22 protein-coding genes are annotated in these 18,631 nt (G+C 69.9%); 18 read left to right on the top strand and 4 right to left on the bottom strand.

What is annotated here, in order from left to right:
- The 3 genes from ACFVDI_RS26435 to ACFVDI_RS26445 all read left to right on the top strand — a co-directional run.
- A partial coding sequence (locus ACFVDI_RS26435) for a DUF222 domain-containing protein (protein ID WP_378911841.1) occupies positions 1-1,000 on the top strand: 1,000 nt, incomplete at its 5' end.
- Positions 1,001-1,083: 83 nt separating this feature from the next.
- On the top strand, positions 1,084-1,815 hold the full coding sequence (locus ACFVDI_RS26440) for a hypothetical protein (protein WP_378911843.1): 732 nt from the start codon (positions 1,084-1,086) through the stop codon (positions 1,813-1,815).
- 36 nt (positions 1,816-1,851) lie between these two features.
- Positions 1,852-2,547: an aspartate/glutamate racemase family protein gene (locus ACFVDI_RS26445; protein ID WP_378911844.1), complete on the top strand. Its 696-nt coding sequence runs from the start codon at positions 1,852-1,854 to the stop codon at positions 2,545-2,547.
- Here ACFVDI_RS26445 and ACFVDI_RS26450 read toward each other — a convergent pair.
- On the bottom strand, positions 2,537-3,124 hold the full coding sequence (locus ACFVDI_RS26450) for a GNAT family N-acetyltransferase (RefSeq protein ID WP_378911846.1): 588 nt from the start codon (positions 3,122-3,124) through the stop codon (positions 2,537-2,539). The genes ACFVDI_RS26445 and ACFVDI_RS26450 overlap by 11 nt on opposite strands.
- The gene (locus tag ACFVDI_RS26455; RefSeq protein ID WP_378911848.1) at positions 3,121-5,175 is read right to left on the bottom strand and encodes a HelD family protein; all 2,055 of its coding nucleotides are present in this window, start codon (positions 5,173-5,175) and stop codon (positions 3,121-3,123) included. The genes ACFVDI_RS26450 and ACFVDI_RS26455 overlap by 4 nt, the downstream gene beginning before the upstream one ends.
- Before the next feature lie 139 nt (positions 5,176-5,314).
- Between ACFVDI_RS26455 and ACFVDI_RS26460 the strand changes: the two genes are divergently transcribed.
- The 7 genes from ACFVDI_RS26460 to ACFVDI_RS26490 all read left to right on the top strand — a co-directional run bounded on the left by ACFVDI_RS26460 (position 5,315) and on the right by ACFVDI_RS26490 (position 11,053).
- A complete protein-coding gene (locus tag ACFVDI_RS26460; RefSeq protein ID WP_378911850.1) occupies positions 5,315-5,674 on the top strand; it encodes a hypothetical protein in 360 nt (119 codons plus the stop codon).
- A 70-nt stretch (positions 5,675-5,744) separates the two neighbouring features.
- A complete protein-coding gene (locus ACFVDI_RS26465; protein ID WP_378911865.1) occupies positions 5,745-6,659 on the top strand; it encodes an ABC transporter ATP-binding protein in 915 nt (304 codons plus the stop codon).
- A complete protein-coding gene (locus tag ACFVDI_RS26470; protein ID WP_378911851.1) occupies positions 6,659-7,489 on the top strand; it encodes an ABC transporter permease in 831 nt (276 codons plus the stop codon). The genes ACFVDI_RS26465 and ACFVDI_RS26470 overlap by 1 nt, the downstream gene beginning before the upstream one ends.
- A gap of 1 nt (position 7,490) precedes the next feature.
- Positions 7,491-8,303: an ABC transporter permease gene (locus tag ACFVDI_RS26475; protein ID WP_378911852.1), complete on the top strand. Its 813-nt coding sequence runs from the start codon at positions 7,491-7,493 to the stop codon at positions 8,301-8,303.
- A gap of 71 nt (positions 8,304-8,374) precedes the next feature.
- Positions 8,375-9,517 (top strand): DinB family protein, encoded by a 1,143-nt coding sequence (locus ACFVDI_RS26480; protein ID WP_378911853.1) that lies wholly within the window; start codon positions 8,375-8,377, stop codon positions 9,515-9,517.
- Positions 9,518-9,542: 25 nt separating this feature from the next.
- Entirely contained in the window at positions 9,543-9,737 is a 195-nt protein-coding gene (locus ACFVDI_RS26485) for a DUF3046 domain-containing protein (protein WP_378911854.1), read from the top strand.
- A 5-nt stretch (positions 9,738-9,742) separates the two neighbouring features.
- On the top strand, positions 9,743-11,053 hold the full coding sequence (locus ACFVDI_RS26490) for an MFS transporter (RefSeq protein WP_378911855.1): 1,311 nt from the start codon (positions 9,743-9,745) through the stop codon (positions 11,051-11,053).
- A gap of 53 nt (positions 11,054-11,106) precedes the next feature.
- On the opposite strand, the gene ACFVDI_RS26495 is transcribed toward ACFVDI_RS26490, so the two are convergent.
- Together ACFVDI_RS26495 and ACFVDI_RS26500 are read right to left on the bottom strand one after the other, a co-directional pair.
- Positions 11,107-11,748, bottom strand: a complete 642-nt coding sequence (locus tag ACFVDI_RS26495) for a DUF305 domain-containing protein (protein ID WP_378911856.1) — start codon at positions 11,746-11,748, stop codon at positions 11,107-11,109.
- A 92-nt stretch (positions 11,749-11,840) separates the two neighbouring features.
- Positions 11,841-12,281: a DUF6153 family protein gene (locus ACFVDI_RS26500; RefSeq protein WP_378911857.1), complete on the bottom strand. Its 441-nt coding sequence runs from the start codon at positions 12,279-12,281 to the stop codon at positions 11,841-11,843.
- A gap of 130 nt (positions 12,282-12,411) precedes the next feature.
- Here ACFVDI_RS26500 and ACFVDI_RS26505 point away from each other — a divergent pair, with 130 nt between their 5' ends.
- The 8 genes from ACFVDI_RS26505 to ACFVDI_RS26540 all read left to right on the top strand — a co-directional run bounded on the left by ACFVDI_RS26505 (position 12,412) and on the right by ACFVDI_RS26540 (position 18,481).
- A complete protein-coding gene (locus ACFVDI_RS26505) occupies positions 12,412-13,134 on the top strand; it encodes a DUF4396 domain-containing protein (protein WP_378911858.1) in 723 nt (240 codons plus the stop codon).
- Between the two features lie 236 nt (positions 13,135-13,370).
- On the top strand, positions 13,371-14,420 hold the full coding sequence (gene recA, locus ACFVDI_RS26510; RefSeq protein ID WP_008357256.1) for a recombinase RecA: 1,050 nt from the start codon (positions 13,371-13,373) through the stop codon (positions 14,418-14,420).
- Positions 14,421-14,611: 191 nt separating this feature from the next.
- Positions 14,612-15,193, top strand: coding sequence for a regulatory protein RecX (locus tag ACFVDI_RS26515; RefSeq protein WP_378911859.1), 582 nt, complete (start codon positions 14,612-14,614; stop codon positions 15,191-15,193).
- Positions 15,190-15,690 carry a phosphoribosyltransferase gene (locus tag ACFVDI_RS26520; protein WP_328530025.1) on the top strand — a complete coding sequence of 167 codons (501 nt, stop codon included), beginning with the start codon at positions 15,190-15,192 and terminating at the stop codon, positions 15,688-15,690. The genes ACFVDI_RS26515 and ACFVDI_RS26520 overlap by 4 nt, the downstream gene beginning before the upstream one ends.
- A gap of 23 nt (positions 15,691-15,713) precedes the next feature.
- Positions 15,714-16,409 (top strand): GNAT family N-acetyltransferase, encoded by a 696-nt coding sequence (locus ACFVDI_RS26525; RefSeq protein ID WP_378911860.1) that lies wholly within the window; start codon positions 15,714-15,716, stop codon positions 16,407-16,409.
- Between the two features lie 40 nt (positions 16,410-16,449).
- Entirely contained in the window at positions 16,450-17,292 is an 843-nt protein-coding gene (locus ACFVDI_RS26530) for a PPK2 family polyphosphate kinase (RefSeq protein ID WP_378911861.1), read from the top strand.
- Positions 17,289-18,071, top strand: a complete 783-nt coding sequence (locus ACFVDI_RS26535) for a HipA family kinase (RefSeq protein WP_378911862.1) — start codon at positions 17,289-17,291, stop codon at positions 18,069-18,071. The genes ACFVDI_RS26530 and ACFVDI_RS26535 overlap by 4 nt, the downstream gene beginning before the upstream one ends.
- Positions 18,071-18,481, top strand: coding sequence for a DUF3037 domain-containing protein (locus tag ACFVDI_RS26540; RefSeq protein ID WP_378911864.1), 411 nt, complete (start codon positions 18,071-18,073; stop codon positions 18,479-18,481). Before ACFVDI_RS26535 ends, ACFVDI_RS26540 begins: the two co-directional genes overlap by 1 nt.
- The last annotated feature ends 150 nt before the right edge of the window (positions 18,482-18,631 follow it).

The following is an 18,631-nucleotide window of genomic DNA, read 5'->3' on the forward strand; positions in this document are numbered from 1 at the left end:
CGACACGGCGGTCGCCCGTTCGCAGGTCAAGCTCGCGAACAGCATCGCGAAGTACGAGCGCGTCGCCGCCGGGCTCGCTGAGGGTGTGGTGTCCCCGGACAAGGCCCGGGTGATCACCACCGCGCTGGACAAGATCGGCGCCGATCCAGTCGCCAGCACCGAGGACCTGGTTCTGGCGGAGAAGCTCCTCGTGGACTACGCCACTAGGTTGACCGCCAACGAGCTGCGGATCGTCGGCAAACGCATCCTGCGTGAGATCGACCCGGCCCGGTTCGACGACGCCGAAGCGAAAGCACTGTTGGCCGAGGAAGAACGCGCCCAGCAGAAGACCGGCCTGCGGGTGTGGGCCAACCACGACGGCACCATCGGGTTCGACGGTGTCCTCCCGGTCTCGGTCGGGATGCGGTTCAAGCGGCTGGTCGAGGCCTACGCCCAACCCCGCAAACAACAACTCCTCGACAAGCAGGCCCCGTTGCCGCCGTGGGAGCGGTTGATGGGACAAGGCTTCGCCCGGCTACTGGAGACCATCGACCCGACCGCCCTGCCGCGTCACGGCGGGGATGCCACCACCATCAACGTCGTCATCTCCCTCGAGGAGCTCCACAAAGACCTCGGGATCGCGACCCTGGGCTATGACGAGACCAACGGCACCACGATCAGTGCGGCCGAGGCACGCAAGCTGGCCTGTAACGCCACCATCATCCCGTGGGTGCTGGGCGGAGACGGTGAGGTTCTCGACGCGGGTAGGGCGAGCAGGTTCTTCCAGCCGATCCAACGCAAGGCGCTTCGGTTGCAGCAGAAGTGCTGCCAGGCCGAGGGCTGCGACATGCCACCGGAATGGTGCGACGCCCACCACCTCGACCCGTGGTCTGCCGGTGGCAAGACCGACCTCGAGGACGGGGCCCTGCTGTGCCCGCACCATCACCGCCTCGCGCACAACCCGGCCTATGTCCATGAACGACTACCGGACGGAACCGTCAGATTCACCCGCCGTCCCTGAGACGCAGCGCGGGAACAGTCTGCGCCGAAAGATGAGTATCGGCGCTCACGCCAGGCCCGATGAGGCCGTCGAGACTGGCTGACGTGAAGACTCTGTGGGCCGTGCTTGCCGTCGTGGCGCTGACTCTCGTCGCAGGTGTCGGCGCGCTCTGGGTGTGGGCTGAGGGATCGCCGGCGGAAGCACGGACACGCACGCGCGCGGTGGCGATCTTCAACGCGATGGAGACCTATCCCGGCAGGACTGCCTACGACCAGGCGCGCGAGGGGGAGCGGCAGGGAGACGTGGAGATCCTGGTGGCCTCCGACAGCCCCGAGGACGGCAGACGGATCGTGCTGGCGATCACGGCGCACCACGAGTGCCGGACGAACTGGGAGTGTGCCACCCGGATCTGGCCCGACTCCTCGAACACCTACTCTGCCACCCGCTGCTTCAAGTGGTCCGAGCCGCGCGAGTGGGACACTGCCGATGAGGTCGACTGCCCGAGCGAGACGGAGATCGACACGACGACCGCGCAGTCGGTCGACCTGCCGAAGGATGCCGAGGTCCGGCTCGAGGCAGCCCTGGGCGCGGACGACGCGGCGGCGAGCGTACGTGCCCTCACCGGTCTCCCGGGGCTCGAGGTGCAATCAGAGGGGACGCGGGTCTACGTCGCCGCCGGTGGGATCACCGGCTACTGGACCGGGCGGATGTCCACCGACTGCGTGCTCGGGTGGAAGGTCGGCGGCGAGGTCGAGGTCGTACGTCTCTCCGCAGGTCCTCACGAGGATCCGGTGAGCTGTGGCTGGGAGGACGCTCGAGCCCGCGCGGAGGTGTGACGCCCGCGGTGTTGGCCGCCCGGGCAGACTGAGGGCATGCGGCGGATCGGTGTGCTGGGTGGGATGAGCTGGGAGTCGACGGCGGAGAACTACCGCCTGCTGAACGAGATCACCGCGAAGCGGCTCGGCGGGCTGCACTCGGCCGACCTGCTCGTACGCTCGGTGGACTTCGCGGAGATCGAGGAGATGCAGGTCGCCGGCGAGTGGGAGCGGGCCGGGACGCGTCTGGCCGAAGAGGCGGCGACGCTGAGCGACGCCGGGGCGGAGGTGATCGTGCTCGCCACCAACACGATGCACAAGGTGGCCGGGGCGCTGGAGGAGACGTACGGGGATCGTTTCCTGCACCCGGGCGACACGACCGCGGCCGCGGTGCGCGCGGCGGGGGTCGGACGGGTGGGGCTCCTCGGCACCGGCTTCACGATGTCGCAGCCGTTCTACGCCGATCGGCTCCGGAGCCACGGTCTCGAGGTCGTCGTCCCCACCGAGCCGGACCAGGAGACCGTGCACCGGATCATCTACGAGGAGCTGTGTCTGGGGACGTTCCTGGACAGCTCCCGCCAGGCCTACCTCGAGGTCGTCGACCGGCTGGTCGCCCCCGGCTGCCAGGGCGTCATCCTCGGCTGTACCGAGATCGAGCTGCTGCTGCCGATGGAGGCGTACGCAGGTGTGCCGCTGTTCCCGACGACCCGGCTGCACTGCGAGGCGGCGGTCGAGGCGGCCCTCAGGCTCTAGCGGCCCACTCCTCGGCCAGGATCGCGTAGGAGAGCCCGTCGAGCCAGCCGCGGGTGCGGTGCAGGGAGTCCTTGACCGTGTGCGACTCGCGGCGCATCCCGAGGCGCTCCATGAGCCGCCAGGAGGCCACGTTGTCGGCGAAGCACTCGGCGACGACGCGACGCAGGGCGAGAGAGCCGAAGCACACGTCCAGCACGGCGCGCACGGCCTCGGTCGCGTAGCCGTTGCCCTGGTGGGCGGGATCGATGGTCCAACCGAGCTCGGCCTGGGTGCCGTCGGCCCGGTCGCGCACCTCGGACTGCGACCACGGGTCGGTGATCCGCAGCATGAGGTCGCCGACGATGACGCCGTCGCGCTCGATCACCAGGGCGGGGCCGAGGATGTCGGGGCGCTCGAAGATCCTGCGGTAGGCGTCGATGTCCGGGAACGCGCTCGTCACCCACTCGGAGACCTCGGGGAGACCCCGGAATGCCCAGGTCGGCTCGATGTCGGCGGGTGTCATCCGCCGGATCACGAGTCGCTCGGTGCGCAGCGGCCACTCGGCCTTCACCAACGGATCGGGGCGGGTGTCGATCATGCGTCCACCTTCGCATCATCGCGCTCCGGGACGCCACTGAGTTCTTCGGTGCCGAGCTCCTCGGGGAGCCCGTCGTGGCGCACCACCAGGGACGTGACCGCACGGGTGAGGCAGACGTAGAGGCGGCGTAGGCCGGTGTCTCGGTCGGGCTCGCCGGCCACGATCCCCGTGGGATCGGAGACCACGACGTGGTCGAACTCGAGACCCTTCGCCAGCGAGGCGGGCACCAGGTCCAGATGGGCGTCGAACTCGGTCTCCTCGTCGGCCGGCATCCCGATCTCGGCGAAGACGAGCGCGGCCTCGGTCAGCTCGGCGCGCACCGTCGCCAGCGCGGCGTCGGGCACGATCAGCCCCACCGACCCGGGCCGGTCCAGCGCGTCCGCGAGCGCCTCCACGAGGGCCGCGGAGGTGAAGGTGAGGTCGCCGCGCGCCCGGCGCACCGCGACCGGCGGATCCAGGTCGGGAGCGATGTGGGGCAGGAGGCGGGCGGCGTAGGCGATCACGTCGGCAGGCACCCGGAACCCACGGGTCAGCTGCTCGACATGGCCGTCGGGCTTGCCGAGATGGGCGAGGGCATCGGCCCAGGAGGACGAGGCCCACGGCGTGGTGGCCTGGGCGAGGTCGCCCAGGATCGTCAGCGACCCCGTCGTCGAGCGGCGGCCGAGGGCGCGCAGCATCATCGCGGAGAGATCCTGGGCCTCGTCGGCGACGATGTGGGCCACAGACGGCGTCCGGTCGAGCAGGTCGGCGATCTCGTCGAGCAGTACCAGGTCGGCCAGCGACCAGCGGGCCGTGCCGGCCGACCGCGGCGGCTTCTCCCACAGCAGCCTCTCCTGCTCCGCCTCGGCGAGCACGCCGGAGGCGACCTCCGCCAGCCACGCCGCGTCGGTGAACAGCCGGAACAGCACCCCGGCCGGCTTGAGTTCGGGCCACAGCGCGGCCGCGTAGTCCTTGACCGGCTTCGCCCGTGCCACCGCGTCGTGCACCCGGTCGTCGGGGGAGTCGCCGGATCGCTCCATCTGCACGAGCACCCGGTGGGCCAGGGCGCGCGGGAGCAGGGCCCGGCCCGCGGCGTACCGGAGGTCGTTGGCCCGCAGCCCCGCCACCGCCTCGCGTGCCTCCGAGGCCGGCACCCGCCAGCGCCGCGACCCGCGCGGGACGACCAGGGCCTCGTCGGGCTCGCCGACGTGGGACCAGACCGCCCGGCGGAGCAGCTCGGCCATGCGTACGTCACCCTTGAGCGTCGCCACCGCAGCGGTCTCCTCGGTGCGGACCGTGCCGTGGAGGGCGACCAGCTCGGCGATCGTCGCCTGCTTGGCCTCGATCTCGCCGAGCGCGGGAAGCACGTCGCGGATGTAGCGCAGGAACGAGGCGTTGGGGCCGATGATCAGGACCCCGCGCCGGGTCAGCTGGTCGCGGTGCGCGTAGAGGAGGTAGGCCGCCCGGTGCAGCCCCACGGCCGTCTTCCCGGTGCCGGGCGCACCCTGCACGACGATCGTCTGCGACAGGTCGGCGCGGACCAGGACGTCCTGCTCGGGCTGGATGGTGGCCACGATGTCGCGCATCGGCCCGACGCGTGGCCGCTCGATCTCCGCCTCGAGGATCGCCGAGTGCTCCTGGGTGGGTCCCGCGTCGGTCAGCGACTCGTCCTCGAAGGCGGTCAGCTCGCCGTGGGAGAAGCCGTAGCGCCGCCTCCGCGCAAGCCCCATCGGCTCGGTCCGCGACGCCCGGTAGAAGGGGACGCTGACCGGAGCCCGCCAGTCGATGACCATCGGGTCGCCGGCGTTGTCGGAGATGTGGCGCCGGCCGATGTGGAAGCTCTCGCCTCCCACCGCGGCGGTGCGGTCGATCCGGCCGAAGAAGAGCGGCACCTCAGGATCGTCGGCGAGCTGCTCGAGCCGGTGCGCGAGAGTGGCGTCGAGGATCTCCGCGCTGACCCAGTTGCCGGCTGTCGAGGAGTCCAGCGACTCCACCCTCCGCCGCATCCGGGCCAGATCCTGCCGGGACGCGTCCAGGTGGGCGCGCTCGGCGTCGAGGTCGTCTATGGGCATGGCTGGGTCATCGCTTCTCCGAGTGCGGCCGGGTGGTTCGAGCGGACGTGGGTCAAAGGCTTCAACATAGGCGACCACGCACTGCCCGCCCAACAGGTTTGTCGCGGGTGGCGTTGGGCACGCCATGCACACTGGAAGCGTGAGCCTGTTCGATCGTTTTCGACGCAGCGGGAAGCGCATGAGCCGCCCGACCGGCGGCATCTACACCGGATCCACGCGGGTACGCGCCGCGGACTCCACCGATCAGAAGCACCTCGAGCAGTTCGTCGAGACCCGAAGGGGTGTCGAGGGGTTCGTCGAGCCGCGCACCGTCGTCAGCGAGGTGACCCTGCTGCTGGTCGCCCATGACGGTGAGTGGACCAGGCGGCGGGTGCCGTCGGCGCAGTGGGCGCACAAGTTCGCCAACAAGCACGGGGTCCCGTCCTACGACGCGGCGGTGGTCGGCGTACCGCAGCGGATGCGCGACTTCAACAGGCGCCAGAAGCAGCAGGACCGATAGCCACCGCCCCGAACTCGCTCGAAACTGTCGGCGCCCGCATCTAGTCTTTGCCGACGTGGGTGAAGAGCTGATGGTCTCGGCGCGTGGGCTGCGCAAGTCGTTCGGCGACTTCGAAGCGGTGCGCGGCATCGACGTCTCGGTGCGACCCGGGGTTGCCTTCGGCTTCCTCGGTCCGAACGGTGCCGGCAAGTCCTCGACGATGCGGATGATCTGCTGCGTCTCGCCGCCGACCGGGGGAGAGCTGCGGGTCTTCGGGATGGACCCGGCCAGGGACGGGCCGAAGATCAAGGCGCGGCTCGGGGTGTGTCCGCAGGAGGACACCCTCGACGTCGAGCTCAACGTCTACGACAACCTCTACGTCTACGGCCGCTACTTCGGGCTGCCGCGAGCCGAGGTCAAGGGCAGGATCGAGGAGCTGCTCGACTTCGTCCAGCTCACCGAGAAGGCCAAGGCGAAGGTCGACGACCTCTCCGGCGGGATGAAACGGCGGCTGACCATCGCCCGGAGCCTGATCAACCGGCCCGAGATCCTGGTGCTCGACGAGCCGACCACCGGCCTGGACCCGCAGGCCCGCCACGTCATCTGGGACCGCCTCTTCCGGCTCAAGCAGGCGGGCGTGACCCTGTTGCTGACCACCCACTACATGGACGAGGCCGAGCAGCTGTGCGATGAGCTCGTGGTGATGGACCAGGGCCGGATCGTGGCCCACGGCACGCCGCTCGGCCTGATCCAGGAGCACTCCACCCGCGAGGTCGCCGAGCTGCGCTTCGGCGTCGGCGAGCACGAGGCGCTCGCCGCCAAGGTCGAGGACCTCGCCGAGCGGGTCGAGGTGCTGCCCGACCGGCTGCTGCTCTACAGCGACGACGGCGAGGCCGTCATCGAAGCCGTCCACAGTCGCGACCTGGCCCCGGTGGCGACGCTGGTGCGGCGCTCATCGCTGGAGGACGTCTTCCTGCACCTGACCGGCCGGACGCTGGTGGACTGATGGCTGACTACGCCGACACGGGCCCGGCCACCGCGCCGACGGCGCCCTCGGGGCTGGTCGCCGGTGCGCTGCGGATGGGCGACTACTGGCTCACCGTCCTGGCGCGCACCTGGAAGGGCGGAGTGATCACCACCTTCGTGACGCCCTTCTTCTACGTCCTGGCGCTGGGGGTGCTGCTGGGCGGGTTCATCGACGCCGACCCGGCCACGCTCGAGGGCGCCTCGACCTACCTGGCGTTCGTGGCGCCCGGCATGGTCGCAGCCCACGCGATGACCATCGCCTTCTCCGACCTCACCTATCCCGTCATGGGCATGCTCAAGTGGCAGCGGATCTACTACTCGATGATCGCCGCCCCGCTCGCTCCGTCCCACATCGTCTTGGCTCAGCTCGGCTGGGTGGTGCTGCGCGCGCTGTTCGCCTGCGGGGTGTTCCTGCTGGTTCTGGCGCCTTTCGGGGTCTTCGAGTCGGCGTGGGGAGTGCTGGCCGCGTGGATGGTGCAGGGGCTGGTGGCGTTGGGCTTCGCCACGCCGGTGCTGCTGTTCTCGCTCTCGATCAAGGGCGAGGAGTCCTTCGCGCTGATCTTCCGGCTGGGAATGATCCCGCTGACCCTGTTCAGCGGCACCTTCTTCCCGATCGGCAACCTGGGCCCCGTGCTCGAAGGGGTCGCGATGGCCTCGCCCCTGTGGCATGGCGTCGACCTGACCCGGATGCTCACCCTCGGCCAGCTCGACTGGGGGATGGTCGCGATCCACGTCGCCTACCTCGGCGTCCTGGCGGCGGTGTGCTGGTGGCTGGCCGTCCGCAAGCTCGCCGAGAGGCTGGTGTCCTGAGATGGCGATCCTCAACGCCGCGGTGAGCACCGCCGTCGCCCGTCCGCTGCGCGGCGGCGAGGCCGCCCGGCTGCTGCTGTGGCGCAACATCGTCGTCTACCGGCGGGCGTGGCTGGTGTTCGTCACCGGCTTCCTGGAGCCGGTCTTCTACCTGTTCTCGATCGGCATCGGCGTCGGCGCGATCGTCACCGGGTTCACCTACGCCGGCGAGCCGATCGAGTATCGCGACTTCGTCGCACCCGGGATGATCGCGGCCTCGGCGATGAACGGATCGCTGCTGGACGCGACGTTCAACTTCTTCTTCAAGCTGAAATACAACAAGCTCTACGACCAGATGCTGGCCACTCCGCTACGCACGGTCGACATCGCCATCGGCGAGATCCTCTGGAACCAGCTGCGCAGCGGGATCTACGTCGCGGCTTTCCTGGTGATCATGCTCGCGATGGACCTGGTCCACTCCTGGTGGGCGATCCTGGTCGTCCCCGCAGCGCTGCTGATCGGCTCGGCATTCGGGGCCGTGGGCATGGCCCTGACGACCTACATGACCTCCTGGCAGGACTTCGAGAAGGTCACCCTCGCGATGATGCCGATGTTCCTGTTCAGCGCCACCTTCTTCCCGGTCACGGCCTACCCGGACTGGCTGCGCTGGATCGTGGAGGTCACGCCTCTCTACCGCGGCGTCGTGCTCTGCCGCGAGCTGACCCTCGGGGTGCCGTCGTGGGGGTCGCTGGTCTCGGTGGTCTACCTGCTGGCCTTCGGCGCGATCGGACTCGCGGTCGTGCGGCGCAGGCTCGACTCCCTACTCCTCACCTGAGGGGCAGCAACTCGCGTCTCATAGGCAGGATCTCCCTCGTAGCGGACCGGGTGGGCCGTCAGGATTGATCCATGACCTTTGACGCGATCACACCCGACACCAAGGACTGGACCTGGGTCCTCGACCGGCCCTGCCCGGAGTGTGGCTTCGTCGCCGGTGCCGTGACCGCCGACCAGCTTCCCGAGATCGTGCGCGACAACGCGACCTACTGGGAGATCTACCTGGCCGCCGACAACGCGCGGGAGCGACCGCGGCCGGGCGTGTGGTCGGCGCTGGAGTACGGAGCACACGTACGCGACGTCCACCGCGTCTTCGGCGAGCGGCTGCGGCAGATGCTGACCGAGGACGAGCCACGGTTCGCCAACTGGGACCAGGACGTGGCCGCCCGTGAGGGCGACTACGCCGGCCAGGACCCTGCCGTCGTGGCCGAGGAGCTGATGGACGCCGCGGACGCGGTGGCCACGATCTACGAGAAGGTCCCGCCGGACGCCTGGGGCCGTCGCGGGATCCGGTCCAACGGCGACGTGTTCAGCGTCGAGTCGCTGGGCCGCTACCACCTCCACGACGTCGTCCACCACCTGTGGGACGTGCGCTCGGCCGCCAAGCGGGCGACCGTCGCCGCCTACGACGCCAGCGTCGCGACGTACGTCGAGGGCACCTCGTTCTCCGAGGAGAACCGCTCGATCCTCGACCGGTTCCTGGCCGAGCTCGAGCCCGGCGACCACGTGCTCGAGATCGGCACCGGGCCGGGCCACGACGCCAAGGCCCTCGAAGCTGGGGGAGTGCGGGTGCGCCGCACCGACATCAGCGAGGGGTTCGTGGCCCACCTGCGGACGCAGGGGTACGCCGCTGCCTGCCTGGACCCGCTGACCGACGACCTGCGCGACCCGGTGCACCCCGACGTCCCCTATGCCGCGGTCTGGGCCTCGGCGACGCTGCTGCACGTGGCCCGCGACGACTTCGCGACCGTGTTGGGCCGGCTCGCCGAGGTCACCCGCCTCGGCGGTGCGCTGCACGTGTCGATGAAGCAGGGCGACGGCGAGGAGTGGACGAGCCGCGGCCACGTCGAGGCGCCGCGCCTCTTCGTCTACTGGCGAGAGCCCGCGCTGCGAGCGGCGCTGGACGAGGCCGGCTGGGACGTGGTCGAGGTCGGGCATGCCGACGGCCGGCTCGGCGACGTCTGGCTCGACGTGCTCGCCCGTCGGCGCGGCTGAGCTCGGCTGAGTAGCATTCGGGGCGATGAGACACACGGAGTTCTGGTCGCGGATGGACGATGCGCTCGGCGAGGGCTACTCGCGGGCGTGGGCACGCCAGTTCGTGATGGGTGACCTGGGCGGGCGCACCGCCCAGGAGGCGCTCGACGCGGGTGTGCCGCCGAAAGAGGTCTGGGCCGCGGTCTGGAAGGCCCTGGAGCTGCCGGCGCGTGAGCGGTGACGCTGGTGGCTCCGACCGCGGTGGCCGCGGTTCAGAAGCGCACCATCCTGACCCTGGTCGCCACCCAGGCGGTCGGAGCGATGGGGATCACCATCGGCATCGCGACCGCCTCCCTGCTGGCTCGCGACCTGTCCGGGTCGGAGTCGATGGCAGGTCTGTCCCAGACGACCCAGGTGCTGGGCGCGGCGGTGGCTGCGTACGTCCTGGGGCGGGTGATGGACGCCCGCGGGCGCCGCTTCGGGCTGCTGGCGGGCTACCTGCTCGGCGCTGCCGGCGGGCTGCTGGCGGTCCTGGCCGGCGTGGTCGGCTCGATGACGTTGCTGCTGGTCGGTGCGCTCCTGCTCGGCGCGACCACCGCGGCGAACAACGGCGCGCGCTACGCGGCCACCGACCTGGCCCCGGCGAGAAGCCGGGCGCGGGCACTCTCGGTCGTGGTCTGGGCGACCACCTTCGGAGCGGTGCTCGGCCCCAACCTGACCGGTGTGGCCGAGGTCTTCTCCGACGCAGTCGGGATCCCGGTGCTCACCGGGCCGTTCGCGGTCGGGTCGATCGGGATGCTGGCCGCCGCGCTGGTGGTCGGGGCCTTCCTGCGGCCTGACCCGCTGCTGGTCGCCCGGGAGTCCGCACCGGTCGTGGAGTCCGCACCGGTGGTCGAGTCCGCACCGGTGGTCGAGTCCGCACCGGTGGTCGAGTCCGCACCGGTGGTCGAGCCTGTCGAGACCACCAGCTGGCGCCGGGCGCTCGTCGCGATCCGGGACCGGCCCGCGCTCGCGGCGGCCGTGGTCGGACAGGCTGCGGCACACGCCACCATGGTGGCGGTGATGGTGATGACCCCGCTCCACATGGAGCACGGCGGGGCCGGGCTCGAGGTCATCGGGCTGGTGATCAGCGGGCACGTCCTGGGCATGTTCGCCTTCGCGCCGGTCGCCGGCTGGCTCGCCGACCGCGTCGGCCGGGCCGACGTGATGGCGCTCGGCGGCGGGGTGCTCCTGGTGGCCCTGGTCCTGTGCGCCGCGGCGCCGCAGGGGAGCTCGGGGCGGATCTTCGCCGGGCTCTTCCTCCTCGGTCTCGGCTGGTCGCTGGCCACGATCGCGGCCGCCACCTCCGTCGCCGACCACACCCCGCTCGAGGTCCGCGCCGACGTCCAGGGCAGCGCTGACCTGATCATGGGCGTCGCCGCGGCGGCCGCAGGGGCGGTCTCGGGCGTCGTCGTCGACGCGGCCGGATATCCGGCACTCGCGCTCGGCACGATCCTGCTGGTCGCGGTGCTGTTCGGGGCTGCGTACGTGGCCCGCCGGGCTGACCGCGCGGCCTGAGAGGCAGGCAGCGCGGGCAGGGCCGTCAGGCGGCCCTGCCCGCTGCCAGGGCCTCAGCCGAGGATCTTCTCCATCGTGTCGATCTCGGTCGACTGGGACTCGATGATGGTGCCGGCGAGATCGACGGCCGGCTTGAACTGGCCCTCGTCCTGCTGGGACTCGGACATCTCGACCGCACCCTCGTGGTGCTCGATCATCATCTCCAGCCACATGTCCTGGAACTCGGCGTCGGAAGCGCTCTCCAGGGCGTCCATGTCCTCGGCGGACATCATCCCGGGCATGTCTGCGTCCATGCCCTCCATCGAGTCGGACATGCTGCTCTCCTCGTCGCCGTGGCCCTCGTGGCCGCCGTTGACGTGGTCGCGCATCGTCGAGGGCACCTCCTCGCCCCACTCCTGGAGCCAGGAGGACATGGTCTCGATCTCGGGGCTCTGCGCTGCCCGGATCGCATCGGCCAGCTCCTGGACCTCGGGATCGAGCGTACGGTCCATGGTCAGATCGACCATCGCCATCGCCTGGGCGTGATGCTGGATCATGTCGGTCGCGAAGGCGACGTCGGCCTTGTTGTGCTCGGTCTCCGAGAGCTTCTGCGGGGCCTTGGCCTCCTCGCTGCCGCCGCAGCCGGACAGGGTCAGGAGCACGGCCAGGCCGGCCGCGGCCCAGGTCGCGCGAATGAGGGGACGTTGCGTACGCATCTGTTGTTTCTCCTTGTGATGTGCTGTTTCCGGGCCTTGTCGACCTACCTGCACTCGGGGGCGTCCCTGATCGCAGGTGGATCAGGGCGCGATCAGCACCTGATGACGGAGAACTCCCACTCCGGCGGTGGCCTGGTCGCCGGACGGCTGACGAAGAGCGCGGACCCGGCTGTGCGCGCGCGTCGGCGTGCCTGGGAGAACCACCAGGCAGGCGTACGCCGCCACAGCCCGCTCAGGAGCAGCGCGCCGGCAGCGAGCAGGAACGCCGCGCACAGCAGCATCGCGGTGTGCCCGTCGTCGCCGGGCTGTCCGGTGTGGCCGGCGTCGGATCCGTGGTCGGCATGGTCGAGGGCGTGGGTGTGGCCCACGTGCGCTGCGGGCAGGTGCAGCGTGGCGTGCTCGCCGTCGGTGCGGGTGCCGTGCAGACTCAGCGCATGCATGCCCAGCATGCCGGCAACCGTGACCAGCACCGCCGCCAGCAGGCTGGCGCGTGCGGCCGTCCGGGTCGTCCGCTGTCGTCGTGCCGTCCACACAACGCACACCCTAAGGAGTCGCGTGCGGTTGGACAAAGCGGGCGTGCGGGGCGGATATCGCTTGCGAGACTATACCCCCATGGGGTATGAATTGCCTGTAGGCAGACGAACGATCGAGCAAGGGAGCGACATGAAGTCGCAGGACGAGCACGTGCACGCCGGACATGAGCACTCGATGCACGAGGGTCATGGTGAGCACGCCGACCACTCGACGCACTCCGGGCACGGTGCCCATGGCGGCCACGGTGGGGGCGGCGTGAACGCGATGGCCGCCAGCGCGACGCTGCACTGCCTCACCGGGTGTGCGATCGGCGAGATCGCCGGCCTGATGATCGGCACCGCGATCGGCCTCGGCACGGGGTGGACGATCGTCTTGGCCGTCTCCTTGGCGTTCCTCTTCGGTTACGCGCTCTCGACCCTGCCACTGCTGAAGTCGGGGCTCGCCCTCGGTGCGGCGCTCAGTGTCGTGCTCGCGGCCGACACGCTGTCGATCGCGACCATGGAGCTGGTCGACAACCTGGTCATGGCGCTCATCCCCGGGGCCATGGAGGCCGGGCTGGTCAACGTCGTGTTCTGGGTCGGGATGATGATCGCGCTGACGGTCGCCTTCGTGGCCGCCTTCCCGGTCAACCGCTACCTGCTGCAGCGGGGCAAGGGGCACGCGCTGACGCACGAGTACCACGGCGCGGAGCCGGTTCAGCAGGGCTTCCGTCGCTACATCCCGGCGTTCTCGAGCGGTGCCCTGGCGGTGGCGATCTTCGCCTTCATGCTGGGTGGCCTCTCGGTCTCCGTCGCCGACGAGCTCGGCAGCGACCCGGCTCCCGCCGAGCATATGGAGATGCAGGGCCACTGAGGGTTCGGCGGCCCCGACACGCCCGAACAGGTGTTCACATCGAACGCTTGTTCGGGTTAGTGTGGTGGTAGGTGGAGCGTGGTTCGTGCTTTGCGAGGGGTCGTGAAACACCGTGCCGGAGGGTCCCGTTCAGAAACTGTCGGTGGTCCCGTCTAGCGTCTGCCTTGATGACGACGAAGACACGTGGACAAGCGGCAGGCAGGAGCAAGAAATCTGCTCCTCAGGAAGGAAAGAACATGGCGGCAGGTGATCGCGAGAAGGCATTGGATGCCGCTCTCGCCAACATCGAAAGGCAGTTCGGCAAGGGCTCGGTCATGCGGCTGGGCGACGAGACCCGGGCTCCCCTGGAGGTGATCCCGACCGGCTCGATCGCGCTCGACGTGGCGCTGGGCCTGGGTGGTCTGCCTCGCGGCCGGGTCGTGGAGATCTACGGTCCGGAGTCGTCGGGTAAGACGACGGTGGCCCTCCACTCGGTCGCCAGCGCGCAGCGCGCCGGTGGCATCGTGGCCTTCATCGACGCCGAGCACGCCCTCGACCCGGAATACGCGAAGAACCTCGGTGTCGACACCGACGCCCTGCTGGTCTCCCAGCCCGACTCCGGTGAGCAGGCCCTGGAGATCGCCGACATGCTGATCCGCTCGGGCGCGCTCGACCTGATCGTCATCGACTCCGTCGCGGCGCTGGTGCCGCGGGCCGAGATCGAGGGCGAGATGGGCGACAGCCACGTCGGTCTGCAGGCGCGACTGATGAGCCAGGCGCTGCGGAAGATGACCTCGGCCCTCAACAACTCCGGCACGACGGCGATCTTCATCAACCAGCTGCGCGAGAAGATCGGCGTGATGTTCGGCTCGCCCGAGACCACGACCGGTGGTCGCGCGCTGAAGTTCTACTCCTCGGTGCGACTCGACGTGCGCCGGATCGAGACGCTCAAGGACGGCACCGACATGGTCGGCAACCGCACCCGCGTCAAGGTCGTGAAGAACAAGGTGGCCCCGCCGTTCAAGCAGGCCGAGTTCGACATCATGTACGGGAAGGGCATCTCCCGCGAGGGCGGCCTGATCGACGTCGGTGTCGAGGCGGGCCTGGTCCGCAAGGCCGGCGCTTGGTACACCTACGAGGGCGACCAGCTCGGCCAGGGCAAGGAGAACTCCCGCAACTTCCTCAAGGACAACCCCGACCTGGCCAACGAGCTGGAGAAGCGGATCCTGGAGAAGCTCGGTGTCGTTCCGACCGTCGAGGCAGAGGCCGCGCCCGCGGCCGAGCCCGCTGGTGTCGAGGACTTCTAGGCCCCTGAGCGCCCGTGGCTTCGTCCAAGCGTGACCGCTCGTCCACCCAGGACCCCTGGGTGGACGAGCGACCCGCGCCCGACTGGCTGGGGGATGTCTCCCTGGGAGTCGAGGCCTGGGCCGGCACTCCGGTGGTTGAGCCGGACTCGCGAGGCGATGTCCCGAGCTTGTCGAGGGGAGCGAGCGAGTCCGTGTCGAAACCAACACGGTCGCGTACGCGCAAGCCTCGCCCCGCCGACCCGGCGGACCCCAAGAACGATCCCGAGCCCGACCACGAGGCGATCGCGCGCAAGATCCTCCTCGACGCCCTGACGGGCCAGGCGCGCAGCCGCAAGGAGCTCGCCGACAAGCTCGAGAAGAAGGAGGTCCCGCCGGCATTGGCGACGCGGTTGCTGGACCGCTTCGAAGAGGTCGGCCTGATCGACGACGAGGCCTTCGCCAAGGCCTGGATCGCCAGCCGCCAGCCCGGAAAAGGCCTGGCGCGCCGGGCGCTCGCCCAGGAGCTGCGCCGCAAGGGGATCGACGACGACGTGGCCCGTGAGGCGCTCGACGAGATCGACCCGGACGACGAGCGTGAGGCCGGCCGGCGGATGGTCCGGCGCAAGCTGCGCTCGCTGGAGCGCTTCGACGACCAGACCAAGACCCGGCGCCTGGTCGGGATGCTCGCCCGCAAGGGATACGGCGCCGGTGTGGCCTACGGCATCGTTCGCGAGGAGCTCGCCCTCGCCGATGAAGATGACGCCGGTGGTCTCATGTCAGAATCCGACCTGTGAGTGAGCAGCAAGAGCGCGAGATCCTGACCTACGAACTCTTCGGCACCGCGGTGCGCGAGATCGCGCAGAAGGTCGTCGACAGCGGCTACGAGCCCGACATCGTGCTCTCCATCGCCCGCGGTGGCCTGGCCCTCGGGATGGGCCTGGGCTACGCCCTCGACGTGAAGAACCTGTCCGCGGTCAACGTGGAGTTCTACACCGGCGTCAACGAGCGTCTCGACGTCCCGATCATGCTCCCGCCGACCCCGGCCGCGGTCGACCTGACCGGCATGAAGGTGCTCATCGCCGACGACGTCGCCGACACCGGCAAGACCCTGGAGATCGTGCACGACTTCTGCGAGGGCCACGTGGCCGAGGCGCGCACCGCGGTGATCTTCGAGAAGCCGTGGACGGTGATCAACGCCGACTACGTCTACAAGAAGACCGACCGCTGGATCGATTTCCCCTGGTCCTCCCAGCCGCCGCTGGTCGACCGCCGTGGCGGTCAGGCCCACTGACCCCTCGGCGCTAGCCTGAGGTCATGTTCACACCGGTCGCCGTCCACACCGGGACACAACGTCTCGGCGGGGTGACGCGCCCGGGGGAGAGCTGGGCCTCGGCGGCGACGAGGATCGCCGGGCGGCCTGCGTACGCCGTGGACCTCTCGGGCGAGGTGAAGGAGTTCTCCTCCGACCCGATGCCTGTGGTCGCGCTGCGACCGATGACCCGCGGGGACCTTCCGCACCTGATCCGCTGGCTCAACGCCGAGCACGTGCACCGGTGGTACGCCGTCGACGGCGAGCCCACACCCGAGTGGGTGACGGAGAACTACGGGCCCGACATCGATGGCAAGACACCCGTGACCTTCTGGGTCATCGAGGTCAACGGGCGCTCGGTCGGCTTCTGCCAGGACTACCGGATCAGCGACGAGCCCGACTACGCCCTGCTCACGCCCGACCCGGACGCGATCGGCTTCGACTACGCGATCGGGGAGCCGGCCTTCGTCGGCCGCGGGATCGGGCCGCGGATGGCCTGGGTCTGGCTCACCTCGGTCCCGCGCCGCTATCCCGGCGCGACCGCCTGCTTCGCCGCCCCCGACCACCGCAACGCCGCCTCGCTGCGGATGCTCGACAAGGTGGGATTCGAGCAGGGCACCTGGTTCGACGAGATCCAGCCCGACGGTTCGACGACCACGATGGTCGGCTGCTCGCTCGATCTGCGACGCGTTCTCGGCTGACCTGCTCCGCTGACCCCGGTCGCGGGCCTATCGTCGGGTCATGAGCCTCCTCGACGAGCTGCGGCTGCCCGCCGGACCGGTGGACCTGCGGAAGTACGACACCAACTCCGCGCCCGGCGTCGGCGCCGACAAGGAGACCGGCAAGCAGGTGCTCGCCGAGCTCGGCCCGACCCTGATCGAGCTGCAGACCAAGCTGTTCGCTTCCAAGGAGAGTGACACCCCGAGGCGGGTGCTGCTCGTCCTGCAGGGGATGGACACCTCCGGCAAGGGCGGGGTGCTGAAGCACACCGTCGGGTTGGTCGACCCGGTCGGCGTGAAGATCACCAGCTTCAAGGCGCCGACCGAGGAGGAGCGGGCCCAGGACTTCCTGTGGCGGATCGAGAAGGCGGTGCCCGGGCTCGGCTACCTCGGTGTCTTCGACCGCTCGCACTACGAGGACGTGCTGATCGGACGTGTCCGCGATCTCGCCGTTCCGGAGGAGATCGAGCGGCGCTACGCCGCGATCAACGACTTCGAGAAGCGGCTGGCCGACGACGGCACCGTCGTCCTCAAGTGCATGCTGCACATCTCTCCCAAGGAGCAGAAGAAGCGACTGCTGGCGCGGCTCGAGGACCGGACGAAGCACTGGAAGTATAGTCCCGGCGACGTCGACGAGCGCCAGCTGTGGGAGAGCTACCAGGAGGCGTACGAGATTGCGCTGGAGCGCACCAACACCGAGTACGCTCCGTGGTACCTCGTGCCGAGCGACAAGAAGTGGTATCGCAACCTGGCCGTCGGCGAGCTGCTCCTGGAGACCCTGGACCGACTCGATCTCGACTGGCCCGCGCCCCGCTTCGACGTCGCCGAGGAGAAGAGACGACTGGAAGAGGACACCATCTCGTGACTTTGGAGACGGTGCGGGTGACTCGGTATGTCACCCCGCTCCGGGAGGGCGGCAGCCTGCCCGGGATCGTGGAGGCCGATGACCTCGGCACCTATGTCTGCAAGTTTCGCGGCGCCGGGCAGGGGCTGCGGGTGCTGGTCGCGGAGGTGATCGTCACCGGCCTGTGCCGAGCGCTCGACATCCCGACACCGGACCAGGTCGTGCTCGACCTCGACCCCGAGATCGCGCGCTACGAGGCAGACGAGGAGGTCCAGGACCTCCTCAACGTGAGCGCCGGCCTCAACCTCGGCATCGACTTCCTGGCGGGTGCGTTCGGCTACGACGCCGCCTACTCGCCCGAGCCGGCGCTGGCCGGGCGGATCCTGTGGCTGGATGCGCTGATCGCCAACGTCGACCGCTCCTGGCGCAACCCCAACATGCTGCTGTGGAACGGTGCCCTCTACGTGATCGACCACGGCGCCTCGCTCTACTTCCACCACGTCTGGCCCGGTGGCGGGGGAGACCCGGCGCGCTATGCGGCCCAGCCCTACGACACCTCCGAGCACATCCTGCGGGCCTTCGCCGGCGAGGCGCTCGCCCAGAACGACGATCTCGCCACGCGGCTCGATGACGCGGTGCTGGAGAAGGTGCTCGCCGACGTACCCGACGAGTGGCTCGAGCCCGTCCCCGGCCATGAGACCCCGGAGTCGCTGCGCGAACGCTACGTCGCGTTCCTGCGTGCCCGCCTCGACGGCGGGCGCCCGTGGCTGCCCGTGGCCGAGCCCGCTCAGGAGGCGTGATGGACGCCTACCAGTACGTCGTGCTCCGCTGCGTACCCCGGCCCGAGCGCGAGGAGTTCGTCAACGTCGGCGTCGTCCTCTACTGCCCCGAGCAGAAGTTCCTCGCCGCCCGGTGGACGCTCGACGAGCAGCGCCTCGCCACCTTCGCCCCGCGCCTCGACCTCTCCCTCGTCCGGGCCGCCCTGGAGTCGGTCGACCTGATCTGTGCCGGCGCGGCTCACGCCGGCTTCGGCGCGGGCGTCCGGGCAACGGCGTACGGCAACCGGGCGCTCTCGGACAACGAGTCGGCCCGCTTCGGCCTCCTCAAGGCCCCGAAGAGCACCGTCCTGCAACCCGGCCCCGTCCACGGCGGCGTGACCACCGACGCCGCTGCCGAGCTCGACCGCATCTTCGCCCACCAGATCGCCTGACCGTCGCCGAGTCGGCCCGTCTTGACCGAAAACCCCGCCGAGTTGGCCCGTCTTGACCGAAAACCCCGCCGAGTCGCTTGCCGAGGTGAGCGGGCACGAGGTCCTCGACTCCCTCACCCTCACCGGCGGCCTGATCGTGCTGTGCGGGAC

Origin of the sequence: Nocardioides sp. NPDC057767, from assembly GCF_042798275.1 — a bacterium.
GTDB lineage: Bacteria > Actinomycetota > Actinomycetes > Propionibacteriales > Nocardioidaceae > Nocardioides.